The following is a 13,145-nucleotide window of genomic DNA, read 5'->3' as shown; positions in this document are numbered from 1 at the left end:
GCCGTCGGCAATACCGCCCGACTGAGCCGCCCCATGCCCGGCATTCTAATCAATTTTCAGACGCCCTGAAACATACGGCCGTATCCAGCAACCTGTTTTTGCTGTATATTAAACAACCCTTTTCTGCCCGTTTCAGACGGCCTTTGAATATGATATATCTTTGTAATACAAAGGAATTACAATATGTTTAAACGCCCCGAAGAATTAATTGTCGCCATACTCGCCGTTCTGTGGGTGATATTGACTTATCTGATCGCCAATTATTTCGGCGCACCTTCGCAAACCAAATTGCTGATTACCGCGCTTACACTGATTTGGGCGGCGGTATGTTTCGTGTTGTGGCAACGCAATCTCAGCCGCATTATCTGGCCGTTTTTCCTCGGCCTGCTTGCCGCCTGCTGGTGGCCGTATCTCGATTGGATCGCCGTGCGCAACATCGTGGTTTCCGGCACGGTAACGGACACGATTCTGATTGTCAAACCGTGGTATGCCACATGGACGTCCAAATGCATTTTAGCCGTTATCCCCGTGATTCTCGGCTACGCCCTCAAATGGAAAATGAGCAGAGCACATAAAACCGTCGACTGATGGACAGTACATTGCAAAGAGGCCGTCTGAAAACTTTTCAGACGGCCTCTTACCTTTACCGGCACCTTATTTATGCTTGTAAAATCTGCTCTTGAAATACATATCCGCACCTTCGCGCAACAATACCAAAGTTACGGCGGCCAGTGGCAAACCCACCAGCATGCCGACAAATCCCATCAACTGCCCGAACGCCATCAATGAAAAAATCACCCAGAAAGGCGAAAGGCCGATACGGTCGCCGACGATTTTCGGCGTGATGAAAAAACTCTCCAAAAACTGACCTACGCCGAATACCGCCCACACCATCAGCAATCCCTGCCACGAACCGAATTGCAGCAACGCCGCCAGCGTAGCCAGCAGCAGGCCGGTAAACGCGCCCAGATACGGCACAAACACCAAAATACCGGCAATCATACCGATGGCGAAACCCGAATCCAAACCGGTAAACATCAACCCTATTCCGTAAATCAACCCCATAATCAGCATCACCATCAACTGCCCGCGCAAAAACTCGCTCAGCACCTTATCCATATTGCCACTGACACGCATGTAAGTATCGATAAAACGGCGGGGGATCAACGCGCGGATACCGTGCGACCAGCGTTGCCAGTCGAGCAAAAAGTAATACAGCAGAAACGGCAGCAACATCAGATTGGTAACGCCCACCACCACATTGCCGCTTTGCCGCATCAAAGTAGGAGCCAGCTTCTGGAACGCATTGTTCAATTCTCCGGTATGTGCCTGAAGCCACGCCACCACCGTTTGCGTGTCGATTTTAATATGTTCACCCGCAATATCGTTCAGCCACGGCAGCAGTTTGTTTTGCACGAAATCAATCATTTGCGGCAAACGCATGACGATATTGTTGAACTGGTTGATCAGCATCGGCACGATAATCAACACCAACGCCAACAGCACCAGCAGCGAGAAAATCATTACCAGCATCGAAGCCAGCCCGCGCTTCACACCTTTATGACGCAACTTCTCCACCAGCGGGTTCAGGATATAAGCCAACACCGCCGCCACGATAAAAGGCGTGAGGACATCGCCGAGCGCGTACAACAGCCACACCAACGAGGCCAGCACCAACCCCATGATAATCCACGGCTTGGCACCGCGTATTTTCTTTTGATACATAAGTTTCCTATTTTCAAACTTGTCGAGCGCCTCTTTCAGACGGCCATGAAGCATATCAGTTTCACGGCCGTTTTGCATCCGGCCGTTCTTAAACGGAGGCCGTCTGAAATTATTTGTACTCCGCAAACCATGCCTCTGCAAATTCAGGTAAAATAGCCGCGATTTTTACCCTTACAGAAAGCCAGAAACATGAGCGATTCATTGAGCTACCGCGACGCAGGCGTAGACATCGACGCAGGCGACCAACTCGTTGAAAACATCAAACCTTTTGCCAAACGCACCATGCGCCCCGAAGTGTTGGGCGATTTAGGCGGCTTCGGCGCACTGGTGGAAATCGGCAAAAAATACCGCAACCCCGTGCTCGTTTCCGGCACCGACGGCGTAGGTACCAAACTGAAACTGGCTTTCGACTGGGACAAACATGACACCGTCGGCATCGACCTCGTGGCCATGAGCGTGAACGACATTCTCGTGCAAGGCGCAGAGCCGCTGTTTTTCCTCGACTACTTCGCCTGCGGCAAACTCGATGTCGCCCGCGCTACCGACGTGATTAAAGGCATCGCCCAAGGCTGCGAAGAATCAGGCTGCGCCCTCATCGGCGGCGAAACCGCCGAAATGCCCGGCATGTATCCCGAAGGCGAATACGACTTGGCCGGCTTCGCCGTAGGCGTGGTGGAAAAAGACCAAGTCATCAACGGCCGCAGCATCGTGCCCGGCGACATCGTGCTGGGCTTGGCTTCCAACGGCGCACATTCCAACGGCTATTCATTGGTACGCAAAATCATCGAGCGTGACCAGCCCGATTTGGATGCACCGTTCGACAGCGGCAAAACCCTGCGCCAAGCCATCATCGCGCCCACCCGCCTGTATGTAAAACCGATTCTCGCCGCGCTGAAACAGTTCACCATCAAAGGCATGGCGCACATCACCGGCGGCGGCATCACCGAAAACGTGCCGCGCGTGCTGCCGGAAAACACCGTTGCCCAAATCGACGCCAAAGCGTGGGAAATGCCCAAGCTGTTCCAATGGCTGCAACAAGCGGGCAATGTGGCGCAACAAGAAATGTACCGCACCTTCAACTGCGGCATCGGCATGGTAGTGATTATCGCCAAAGAAGATGCCGACACAGTGCAGAAATTCTTGGCCGAACAAGGCGAAACCGTTTACCGCTTGGGCGAAATCCGCGCGCGCAACGGCGACGAGCATCAAACCCAAGTGGCTTAAAAAATATTCAGCCTCCTCCGACTAAAGAGGCCGTCTGAAACCACATTTTCAGACGGCCTCTCTTTCCTAGAACCAATACAGTTAAACCTATATGAACATCATCGAAAAACAAGCCTTAAAATTTATCCTCAAACACACGCAGGAAACGCAGCAGCAACAAATGTCCGACTACGTGCAAACCCATTGGGCGCGCTACCGTGCAGGCGAAATCAATCTGCAAGAAGCCAAAACACTGGCCAAACAAGCCCGCCCGATGCTGAAGCCCGAAAGCGTGGCCGAGCTGACCGAGTTTGTGAAAAAATGGGGAAAACGCTTAAACCTCAAATAGCCTCTATCTGATGCCGTCTGAAAGCGGGCTTTGCGAGCTTCGCCAAAGCGAGCCGTGCGGGTTTCGCTGAAACCCCGCATCAGCTTTTCAGACGGCCTCTCCCAACGCAATACGCACAATCCGTTGGTCTAAGTTCCGCTTACCCCAACGGGTACGGTAAAACAAACGGGCGATCCACGGATAGCGGTGGCCGCAGCAATCGCTTAAATAAGCCACATGCTCGACACGCAAGCCGGGCAGCCACTTCTCCATCTCGCCTGCATCAACCACCGACCATTTGAATTCGGGGCGTTCGCCGCCTTTATTCATTTTCTTCAGTGTATCATGGTACTTCGCTTTGCCGACCGCCACCGCCGGCACGATATCGAATACCACGACCACGCCCGGCAGCTTGCGTGTGAGTTTGGCAAAAAGCGCCTGCACTTCCGCCACGTCAAAATACATCAGCACCCCTTCCAACACCAGCAAAACGGGCTTGCCGTGCGCCGCTACCGTGTCCATCCAGCCTTCATCAAACATCGATGCTGTCAGATAATGATTGCCGTCTTCAGGCAGCAGCCTGCGCCGAAACTCGATCACTTCGGGCAAATCCAAATCATACCAAGCGGTAACGGCGGGTTTGCCCAAACGCTCAAAACGCGCATCCAGCCCCGCACCGAGCTGCACAACCACGGCATCGGGGTGTTTTGCCAAAAAGCCTTTGATTTCATTATCCATCAAAGCGGCACGCCCGCAGCAGCCGGGTTGCGACATTTTTGCTCCGGCAAACGTGCTGAAATCGTAGTCGATTTGTTTCATCATGCGTGCGGCCGCCTCGTCCCGCAGCAGCGCATCGGGGCGGTCGTTTTCTACCGCTTTGGCCCACAGCGTAATCAGCATGGTTTCTGACAATACGCTGATTTCGTCGGTGGAAATTTTTTTGTCCATCACACCTCTCCGTAAAACAATAATGATTATCATGTTAACACAAACCAGAGGGTTCCACCGCCCGCCTGCTTTTCAGACGGCCTGTACAAACCAAAAACCGCATTTGTCGGGTAAAAACCTACCTATTCTTTCACATGCCCTTACAATGGTGCTAGTATCCATATAACAAATTTTAAAAAACAAAACTTTACGTCAACGTCTTACTCGTTCCCGCTCAACAACCGAGAGAGGTCGAGTATGTCTTCCGAAAAAGAAACCCCGCCCGTCAAGCGCCCCGCTTATTTTGTGTGGACTTCCATATTGGTAGGCTGCCTTGCTGTCATGGCCGTCGTAAACCCTGCTCTACTTACCAATTCCATTGCCGATATCAGCAAATTTTTCTACCTGAAATTCGACTGGATCGTGATGTGGCTGCCGCTTTTGGCTTTCACCGTGGGGATGGCGGTGGCTCTGTCTCCCCGCTTTGGCAAAATAAGGCTGGGCGGCAAAGATGCCCAACCGGAATATTCGTTTATGTCGTGGATGAATATGCTGTTTACCGCCGGTATCGGTGTCGGCATCGTATTTTTCGGCCCCATCGAAGCGTTATGGCACTACTACCATTCCCCCATCGGCATACAAGCCGCCAATCTGCCCGAATATCAGAAAGTGGAAAACGCCATGAGCCTCGCGTTGCACGTATGGGGCATTCCGGCATGGTCGCTTTACACCATCGGCGGCTTGGTGATGGCTTATTTTATGTACCAGCATAAAACCGAATGCACCCCCGCCGCCCCTTTGCAATATGCGTTCAAAAATAAAAAATGGGCCAAGCCGCTGGGCATTACCGTTACCGCCGTTGCGATTATTTCCATCGCCATGTCGGTTTCGTCTTCCATCGCCATGGCTTCTACGCAAATTTCGTCAGGGTTGCAAATCATCACCGGCATGGGGTTCGATACCCTCGGCTGGAAATTGATCGTGCTCACCGCCATTGCCGCACTCTATACCGCAGGCGCTGTCTTACCGATTCACAAAGGGATGAAACTGCTGGGCGATGCCACCGTTTTCCTATCGATATTGATGCTGCTGTTTGTTTTCATTACTGGCCCCACCCATTATTTTCTCAGCACCCTAGTCGTCTCCATCGGTAACATCCTTACCCAAACCGTGCACCATTCTTTCGAACTTTATCTTTTCCAAAACCGCGATTGGATGGTGTGGTATCCGATGGCTTACTGGGTTTGGTGGGTTACTTGGGCACCGTTTGTAGGCGTGTTCCTCGCCAAAATTTCCAAAGGGCGGACGCTACGCGAGTTTATATTCGCCTCCATACTCGTGCCGGTGGGCTTTCTTGTGATTTGGTTCTCGGTATTCTCAGGCTTCAGCCTGCTGGATACGGTGGAAGGCACGGGGCGTTTGGCCGAAATCGCCAACAAAGGCGACTATGAAGGCACGTTCTACTATCTGCTCAATATGTTGCCGCTCTCGGGCTTTACCAAACCGCTTACCGTGGTGCTGTTTCTCGGCTTCGTCGTAACCACCGTAACCAGCGCCGCCATTTCATTGGGCATCATGACCAGCAGCGACGGCCGCCGCGAAAACAAATTCCGCGCCGTGGTGTGGAGCGTATTGATGACGCTCATCGGCTACGCAGTGATTTTTACCGGCAAAATGGAAGGGATTAAAGCCGTCGGCTCATTCTCAGGCTTTCCGTTTGTATTCATTATGTATCTGTGGTTCGCCGCACTGTGGCGGCAGCTCAACCGCGACGTACCCCGCCCCGCAGAAACCGCACCGAAGGAGGAATAAACCATGCAAAAAGAGTTGCTTTATTGGAACCAAAGCATTCAGGAAAATATTCTCGAAACTTCGATGATGCTGCTGACTTTGCTGTTCCTGTTTTATGTGATCAAACTGGCTTTCTTCGAGAAAGATGATTGAATTGAAAACAACAACCAAAGAGGCCGTCTGAAAACATTTTCAGACGGCCTCTTTTAAAATTTTTAATATTATTAATTACACACTGTCAGGTAAAGGCTGTAAAAATTCACTTTTAATGTATAAGCATTTTTTATTAATATCTTCATTATTTTGAATGGTTTGCGGGCAGAAAATTTTAATATTACCTAAATTCCATGCTATATAACCATAAAAAGCATTAGAATATTTATATCCATTTATATTTATACGAGGAGGCAAAGGTTGAAAAACTTTTTTCCACGTTTCCATATGATCAACTGACATTGAATTTTTAATATTTTCTTTGCTTCTCAAGGCATTCCATTCCACAAAACGAGTATCGATTAAATACCAACGAGCTTGTTGATAATTTTCAATGTAGCCTAGTGACATTAACAAGCCACTTCTAACTTGAGAACCTGGGAGTAGCACCATAAATGCACCTAATAAAATAATAAACATGATAGGGAAACACCATAATATAGTATGGTTATTTCCCTTCCCCACTCCTAAAAATCCAAATGAAGGTAAAATATTAATCAAGTAGCATATGATGACTGTAATAAGAAAAGAAGATTTATCACTATCAAACCAAATTTCGCTTATTAAAAAAACAAATAAAATCAACAAAAGATTAGATAAAGCAAATACTACTCCAAAAGAAAAAAAATCTAAAACAAAATCCCAACTTCTATAAACTTTTATTTTTATATTTTTCATAAATTTATTTTTCATGAAAAACATGAGAAGAATACAAGTTAATGGAATGGCTAATATCCAAAATAATCTTATATTCTCATAATCTTCAAAATGTAAAACAAGTCCTCTTCCTAAAATAAATATCACAATAGAAAATAAGAATAAATTAAAATAATTATTTGATTTTATAAATAAAAAAGTAAAAAGTGGGAACAAAAAATAATATAGCGTAAGAAAAAATATAAATATTAGTTCATTTTTCTTAACAGCTGCCCATCCTATAAAATATATTCCAATAAAATCTTTTAATATTAAAAATATCAATATAATCAAATAAAATTTAATATTTTTTTTCTCATACTTATTAACAAGTTTAGCTAAATTATAGGGAGCGAAAAAAGGGAGTCCAAAAATATAAATAACTAAAAAAGAAAATAATATTAAAATTGAAAAAAATACAGAAGGAGTTGATATTACCTCTGAAAACAAACCAATACTATTTAAAGTAAAAAGATGAGCATAAATTAGCGTAGCTCCTAAAAGTAATGCTATTGGAGAAACTGCTGCAATAATCTTTATCCAATGTTCTAACCAAATCCACATACTAAATTTTTCTTTTAAATCGTGTTTTCTTACTGGCTTAAGAGTATTTCTCAATCTTTTTTTAGATACTAACAATTTCCGCATATAAATTTTCTCCCTTAAAATTATTTAAATTTTATCAACAATATTTAAAACTGCTTATTAAACTCCCAACCACCCAGCAATCACATTCCAATAAAACAAACAGCCGATGGCACACACCGCCACTACAATCCCCGCCGCATTCACCGCACTGATTTTCTCTTTAAACGCCAACGCTCCGACCACCGTGCCCAGCACAATCACGCCGATATTCATACCGGTAAATACCAACGTAGGATTGCTGCTCATTTCCTGATGGGCGCGCACATAAGTAAAGATGTTGGCGAAATTCAAACAACCCAAAACCAAGCCGCCGAGTATGCCTGCGGCCGTCCATTTGGTAGCTTTGGCAAACAGATAACCGAACATCAGCACGGCAGCCAAGCCGAATGCCACCAGCAGGTTGCCTGCAAATGCCGTGCCGCTTTTGGCGACTTGTTTGAACAGAATATCAATCACCCCGTAGCCCGCCCATACGCCGAGCAACAAAGCGGCGGTGGTAAAAAAGCCGCCCGATTTTTTGCCGCCGTCCGATTTCCACAGCAAGCAAAACAGCGCGGTAAACGCCAATGCAATACCGATAACGCGGCCTTGCGAAAGCCGTTCTCCGAAAATCAGAAACGAAGCGGCAATCGGCAAAAACAGTGACAGCCGCTGCGCCGCATCGGATTTCACAATGCCCGCATGCTGCACCGCCTTGCCCATAATCACAAACACGCTGGGCAGCAGCACACCGAGCGCGGCAAACAGCCACCATGTCGGCAGATAAGATTTCCATGAATAAAGATCGGGTTGCAGCAAAAACATAGTTAAGGCAATAGCTGCGATATAGTTCACCGCTACGGCTTGTTCGATGTCGATTTTTTTGGAACGGGCGATTTTGAGCAATACGGATACGGATACGCTGAAGAAGATGCTGGACAGGAGATAAATCATATTTTCACTAAAAATAATCTTTTCAGACGGCCTCTCGGGATTCAAGAGGCCGTCTGAAAAGGTTGGGGACAAAAATTCAAAAAGCAGTCAAACGTTTACAGCCAGCCGTCCGGCGACACGGGTTTGTTGTCGTAGAGCTTGACAAATCCGGCAACCAAACGGTAAATAAACCAAACACTGACCACAATCCACACCAACCCGCCGATAAGCAGGGCGAGCGTTACCCAGCTGACCAAAAGCCCCAGCAGGCTCCACCAGAAGGTTTTAATCAAATACTGCATGTGTTCGTAATAAATCGTTCCCTGCATTTCATCACGCTTCACATACGCCATAATCACGCCCACCAGCGCGGTAATCCCGTTGATCAGCGATAATGCATACAGAGCATACACAATGATGGTGTAGGTACGCAGATTATCGGGGGCGGGTTTGTTGTGTTCGATAACCCCATGGTTCATAAGTACTCCTCCTTTGCTCGATTTACCTTCTAAGTATCAGTGGCGACACTAACATCTTGAGGGTTCAATGTTTTCAGGGCTTGCGGCGATACGGCCACCAAAAAGCCCCGTTTGCCGCCGTTGATGTAAATCACGTCCAAATCCCAAATCGTGCGCTCCACATACACAGGCAGCGCCGTTTTGATACCGAACGGGCTGGTGCCGCCCACCAAAAAACCCGTCCATTTATTCGCCTGTTTCGGGGCGGCCGGTTCGATATGCTTCATACCCAACTCACGGGCCAAATTGCGGGTGGAAATGTGTTTGTCGCCGTGCATCAGCACGATCATGCCTTTTTTCTGCTCGTTTTGCAGCACGATGGTTTTAACCACCTTATGCTCGGGCACGCCCAAACACTGCGCTGAATGCGCCGTACCGCCATGTTCGACATAAGGATAAAGACACGGTTCAAAATCCACCTTGCGGTCGCGTAAAAAACGGATGGCCGGCGTAACGGGATAATCAGGTTTGCTCATAACTAAAGAGGCCGTCTGAAAAAATTGGAGAAAAGAAAATTGAAGAATGGGCGGAGCAAAGCCCGCACATTCTTAAAAACAGAGTGGCCCTATGTTACCATAATTGCTTTCATTTACTCGCCCATCGCAAAGGAAACGACATGACTGTGCAATACTTCGGCCAAACGCCCCGCCTCTCCGAAGCCACCGTTGCCAACGGCTTTGTATTTCTCTCCGGCATGGTGCCGGAACGCACCGACGTAAGCGTTACCGACCAAACCCGCGACGTGCTGGCACAAATCGACAAATGGCTGGCCGAATGCGGTTCCGACAAAAAACACATTCTGGAAGCCACCATATTCCTGCCCGATTTAGCCAACTACGCCGCCATGAACGAAGCATGGGACACATGGGTCGCCCCCGGGCACGCACCCGCCCGCGCCTGCGTGGAAGCAAAGCTGGCCAACCCAGACTGGGCGATAGAAATCAAAGTTTCCGCCGTGCAGATTAAAAAATAATGCTCGAAAGGCGGTCTGAAACAAACGTTTCAGACGGCCTTGCATAATGCCGGATTGTAAAAATCAGCAGAGAATCAAATCATTAAAATAAAATCACACAAACACTACGAAAAAACTTATTCAAACTACGAAAAATCTTAGTTATAATAAACTTAATCTGAACAACCCGTTTTCAGACGGCCTCCAACCACTCAAGGAACCCCGATGCTGCTGGCACTTTCATTGCGCGACTTTGTGATTGTCGAAAAGCTCAACCTCAACTTCCAAAGCGGTTTTACCGTGCTTACCGGCGAAACCGGTGCCGGTAAATCCATCACGCTTGATGCCATCGGCCTCTTGCTGGGCGACAAAGCCGATTACGGCCAAATCCGCACCGGAGCCAAGGAAGCCCAACTCTCCGCCCTGTTCGATATAAGCGCCCTACCCGATTTGCAAAACCAACTGCGCGAACAAGGCCTGCTCGAAGAAGGCTCGGAAGAACTCAGCATCCGCCGCATCATTGATGCCAAAGGCAAAAGCCGCAGCTTCATCAACAATCAGGCCGCCACACTCGCACAACTGAAAGCCGTCGGCGAGCAACTCATCGACATCCACGGCCAAAACGCCCACCACTCGCTCAACCAAGAAACCGCCCAACGCAACCTGCTCGATGCCTTCGCAGGCAGCCTGCCGCAAGCCGAAGCGGTAAAACAGCATTATCAACGCTGGAACAACACCCGCAAAGCCCTGAACGAAGCTCAAAACCAAGCCGAAAATATCGCCATCGAACGCGAAAGGCTGGAATGGCAATTCAACGAACTCAACCGCCTCGAACCCAAATCCGGCGAATGGGAAAATCTCAGCCAAACCCACGGCAGCCTTGCCCATGCCGCCGATCTGTTACAGGCCGCCGAACAAACCGGCGAATACATCGACGGCGACAACGGCATGCAGCGGCAACTTTACCGGTGCCGAAAGCTGCTGGAAAACCTGCAAAATATCGAGCCGCGCTTTGCCGAAAGCCTCAACATGCTTGCCAGCATCGAAGCAGAACTCGGCGAAATCAGCGCCAACATGCGCGATGTTGCCAACCGCGTGGAAATCAACCCTGAAGAGCTGGCCGAACAAGAACGGCGCATGGGCGAACTGATGGGGATGGCACGCAAATACCGCGTCGAGCCGGAAGAGCTGCCCGCCAAACTGCAAGAATTAAACGAACAACTGCAAACCCTGCATGCCGCAGCCGACATCGCCGCGCTGGAAACCGCCGTTGCCCAAAGCGAAGCCGAATACATGGAGGCCGCACAAAAACTTTCCGAACAGCGCCACCAAGCTGCCGCCAAACTCGGCCGCGAAACCACCGAGCACATGCAGCATCTGGCCATGAAAGGCGCACAATTCCATATCGAGCTGCTGCCGTCCGCACCTGCGGCACACGGTTTGGAACACGTGCAATATCAGGTTTCCGCCAACAAAGGCAGCCCGCTGCGGCCGCTCAACAAAGTTGCTTCCGGCGGCGAACTGGCACGCATCAGCCTTTCCATCCAAGTCGTTACCAGCCAATATACCCACGTGCCGACTTTGATTTTCGACGAAGTGGATACTGGCATTGGAGGCGGTGTAGCCGAAACCGTAGGCCGTGCCTTGCGCTCGTTGGGCAAACAGCACCAAGTGCTCGCTGTTACCCACCTCCCCCAAGTCGCCGCCTGCGGCGAAAACCACTGGCAGGTACGCAAACACAGCGAAGGCGAGCAAACCGTCAGCGAAATCAACGTATTGGACGACACACTCCGCATCGAAGAAATTGCCCGCATGCTCGGCGGCGAAACCATTACCGATACCACGCGCAACCACGCGGCCGAGCTATTGGAAATGGCGGCAAGCAAATAAGCCATTACCACCTGCCGTATCATGCTGAAATATGCGGTTTAAACACCCTCAAAAAGCCAAAGGCCGTCTGAAACGTTTTCAGACGGCCTTTCCGAAAGAATCTCTACCCAGCTTACAGCACACCTAAAGCAGCATAATAATTCGGCTCTTGGGCGATTTCACTTACCAATTCGCTGTGCAGCACTTGGTTGTTTTCATCCAAAACCACTACCGCACGCGCAGTCAACCCTTTCAGCACGCTGCTTTCAATCGCCACGCCGTAGTCTTTCGCAAAATTGCTGCGGAAAGTAGAAAGCGTTACAACATTCTCAATACCCTCTGCACCGCAAAAACGGCCTTGTGCAAACGGCAAATCGGCCGAAATACACAATACCACCGCATTATTCAGAGCGGCTGCTTTTTCATTGAACGTACGCACCGACTGAGCGCACACTCCGGTATCCACGCTGGGGAAAATGTTCAGGATTTTACGTTTGCCGGAAAAATCGGCCAGCGTTTTTTCAGACAAATCACCGCCGGTCAATTGGAAATCAGGCGCTTTTTGGCCTTTTTGCGGGAATACGCCGCCTACTTCAACAGAATTGCCTTGCAGGGTTACTTGAGACATGTTCATCCTTTCGTTTTGTCGGTTAAGCCATCAAACGGCCGTTTTGTGTTATTTTCGGCCGTTTGAGTTTCCATTATTTCGAAAATTTACATGGAGGCAAGGCAGCAGGATAAATTGAAACCTGTGTTTGAGCCAGCGCAAACAATGTTTCCAACTGTCGCTGAGTTTGATGTTGCGCATGCTCTAAAATATCGGCTTTACAGGCACTCGCCAATACTTGTTTTTTCGCCTGTTCCTGCACCACTTTCAATACGTTTTTATCAATGGGATGCAAACCAAACGAACCGGTTTTGATATCGTAAATTTCCAAATTTTCAAGATTCACACTCAAAATTTCCACTGGCGGCAAACTGATAATGACTTTGCTATTAACCACATTTACATTTTCGGCCTTCAGTTTGTTCAAATCCAATCCCGCCAGCACTTTGCCTTGTGCTACGAACAAACCGGTTTGCGAATCCTGCCAAAGGGCGTACCAGTTGCCTTTCTTTTCCGTTTTAATAATGGTATCGATATGGAAAGCCGTACTTTCCAAACGATTCAAGTGTTGAATCTGTGTCAGCACACTTTCACTCGTCAACACCTTGTGGGCATTGTTCTTTTGCTTATTACTGCTGAAAAACCACGCAGCGACAATAGCGATAATCAATAAAATCAACACCGGAGCAATACGTAGAAAGGTTTTCATAGTAAGCGTGCTTCATTGTTATCTAAACAATTGCAATATAGTATTTT

At 48.6% G+C, this 13,145-nt stretch carries 15 protein-coding genes; 7 read left to right on the top strand and 8 right to left on the bottom strand.

Going from position 1 to position 13,145, the window contains the following annotated elements:
* Positions 1-183 precede the first annotated feature (183 nt).
* Positions 184-588: a hypothetical protein gene (locus tag Q0X97_RS00775; protein ID WP_302067650.1), complete on the top strand. Its 405-nt coding sequence runs from the start codon at positions 184-186 to the stop codon at positions 586-588.
* 66 nt (positions 589-654) lie between these two features.
* Here the strand turns inward: Q0X97_RS00775 and Q0X97_RS00770 are convergent, their stop codons facing one another.
* Complete coding sequence (locus Q0X97_RS00770) at positions 655-1,725, bottom strand: AI-2E family transporter (RefSeq protein ID WP_302065516.1); 1,071 nt, start codon at positions 1,723-1,725, stop codon at positions 655-657.
* Between the two features lie 189 nt (positions 1,726-1,914).
* Between Q0X97_RS00770 and purM the strand changes: the two genes are divergently transcribed.
* Both purM and Q0X97_RS00760 read left to right on the top strand, forming a co-directional pair.
* Complete coding sequence (purM, locus tag Q0X97_RS00765; protein ID WP_302065366.1) at positions 1,915-2,949, top strand: phosphoribosylformylglycinamidine cyclo-ligase; 1,035 nt, start codon at positions 1,915-1,917, stop codon at positions 2,947-2,949.
* 91 nt (positions 2,950-3,040) lie between these two features.
* Positions 3,041-3,277 (top strand): hypothetical protein, encoded by a 237-nt coding sequence (locus Q0X97_RS00760; RefSeq protein ID WP_302065365.1) that lies wholly within the window; start codon positions 3,041-3,043, stop codon positions 3,275-3,277.
* A gap of 87 nt (positions 3,278-3,364) precedes the next feature.
* Here the strand turns inward: Q0X97_RS00760 and Q0X97_RS00755 are convergent, their stop codons facing one another.
* Positions 3,365-4,204 (bottom strand): class I SAM-dependent methyltransferase, encoded by an 840-nt coding sequence (locus Q0X97_RS00755; RefSeq protein ID WP_302065364.1) that lies wholly within the window; start codon positions 4,202-4,204, stop codon positions 3,365-3,367.
* Positions 4,205-4,441: 237 nt separating this feature from the next.
* Between Q0X97_RS00755 and Q0X97_RS00750 the strand changes: the two genes are divergently transcribed.
* Together Q0X97_RS00750 and Q0X97_RS00745 are read left to right on the top strand one after the other, a co-directional pair.
* Complete coding sequence (locus Q0X97_RS00750; RefSeq protein ID WP_302065363.1) at positions 4,442-5,995, top strand: BCCT family transporter; 1,554 nt, start codon at positions 4,442-4,444, stop codon at positions 5,993-5,995.
* Positions 5,996-5,998: 3 nt separating this feature from the next.
* On the top strand, positions 5,999-6,127 hold the full coding sequence (locus Q0X97_RS00745) for a hypothetical protein (RefSeq protein WP_267894247.1): 129 nt from the start codon (positions 5,999-6,001) through the stop codon (positions 6,125-6,127).
* A 742-nt stretch (positions 6,128-6,869) separates the two neighbouring features.
* Here the strand turns inward: Q0X97_RS00745 and Q0X97_RS11880 are convergent.
* The 4 genes from Q0X97_RS11880 to Q0X97_RS00725 form a co-directional block, all read right to left on the bottom strand.
* Positions 6,870-6,926 carry a hypothetical protein gene (locus tag Q0X97_RS11880; RefSeq protein ID WP_367881724.1) on the bottom strand — a complete coding sequence of 19 codons (57 nt, stop codon included), beginning with the start codon at positions 6,924-6,926 and terminating at the stop codon, positions 6,870-6,872.
* A 662-nt stretch (positions 6,927-7,588) separates the two neighbouring features.
* On the bottom strand, positions 7,589-8,464 hold the full coding sequence (locus tag Q0X97_RS00735; protein WP_302065515.1) for a DMT family transporter: 876 nt from the start codon (positions 8,462-8,464) through the stop codon (positions 7,589-7,591).
* A gap of 95 nt (positions 8,465-8,559) precedes the next feature.
* A complete protein-coding gene (locus tag Q0X97_RS00730) occupies positions 8,560-8,922 on the bottom strand; it encodes a hypothetical protein (protein WP_302065361.1) in 363 nt (120 codons plus the stop codon).
* 29 nt (positions 8,923-8,951) lie between these two features.
* A complete protein-coding gene (locus Q0X97_RS00725; RefSeq protein WP_302065360.1) occupies positions 8,952-9,437 on the bottom strand; it encodes an aminoacyl-tRNA deacylase in 486 nt (161 codons plus the stop codon).
* Positions 9,438-9,577: 140 nt separating this feature from the next.
* Between Q0X97_RS00725 and Q0X97_RS00720 the strand changes: the two genes are divergently transcribed.
* Positions 9,578-9,934 carry a RidA family protein gene (locus Q0X97_RS00720; RefSeq protein WP_302065359.1) on the top strand — a complete coding sequence of 119 codons (357 nt, stop codon included), beginning with the start codon at positions 9,578-9,580 and terminating at the stop codon, positions 9,932-9,934.
* Positions 9,935-10,138: 204 nt separating this feature from the next.
* Positions 10,139-11,803 carry a DNA repair protein RecN gene (gene recN / locus Q0X97_RS00715; RefSeq protein ID WP_302065358.1) on the top strand — a complete coding sequence of 555 codons (1,665 nt, stop codon included), beginning with the start codon at positions 10,139-10,141 and terminating at the stop codon, positions 11,801-11,803.
* A gap of 112 nt (positions 11,804-11,915) precedes the next feature.
* Here recN and tpx read toward each other — a convergent pair whose 3' ends face one another.
* Both tpx and Q0X97_RS00705 read right to left on the bottom strand, forming a co-directional pair.
* Positions 11,916-12,410, bottom strand: coding sequence for a thiol peroxidase (tpx, locus tag Q0X97_RS00710; protein ID WP_302065357.1), 495 nt, complete (start codon positions 12,408-12,410; stop codon positions 11,916-11,918).
* 73 nt (positions 12,411-12,483) lie between these two features.
* On the bottom strand, positions 12,484-13,098 hold the full coding sequence (locus Q0X97_RS00705) for a DUF4230 domain-containing protein (protein WP_302065356.1): 615 nt from the start codon (positions 13,096-13,098) through the stop codon (positions 12,484-12,486).
* Positions 13,099-13,145: the final 47 nt, after the last annotated feature.

It is taken from the genome of Neisseria sp. MVDL19-042950 (assembly GCF_030504625.1).
Taxonomy (GTDB): domain Bacteria; phylum Pseudomonadota; class Gammaproteobacteria; order Burkholderiales; family Neisseriaceae; genus Neisseria.
The sequence above is the reverse complement of the archived record's forward strand: the minus strand, read 5'-3'. Positions and strand labels throughout refer to the sequence as shown.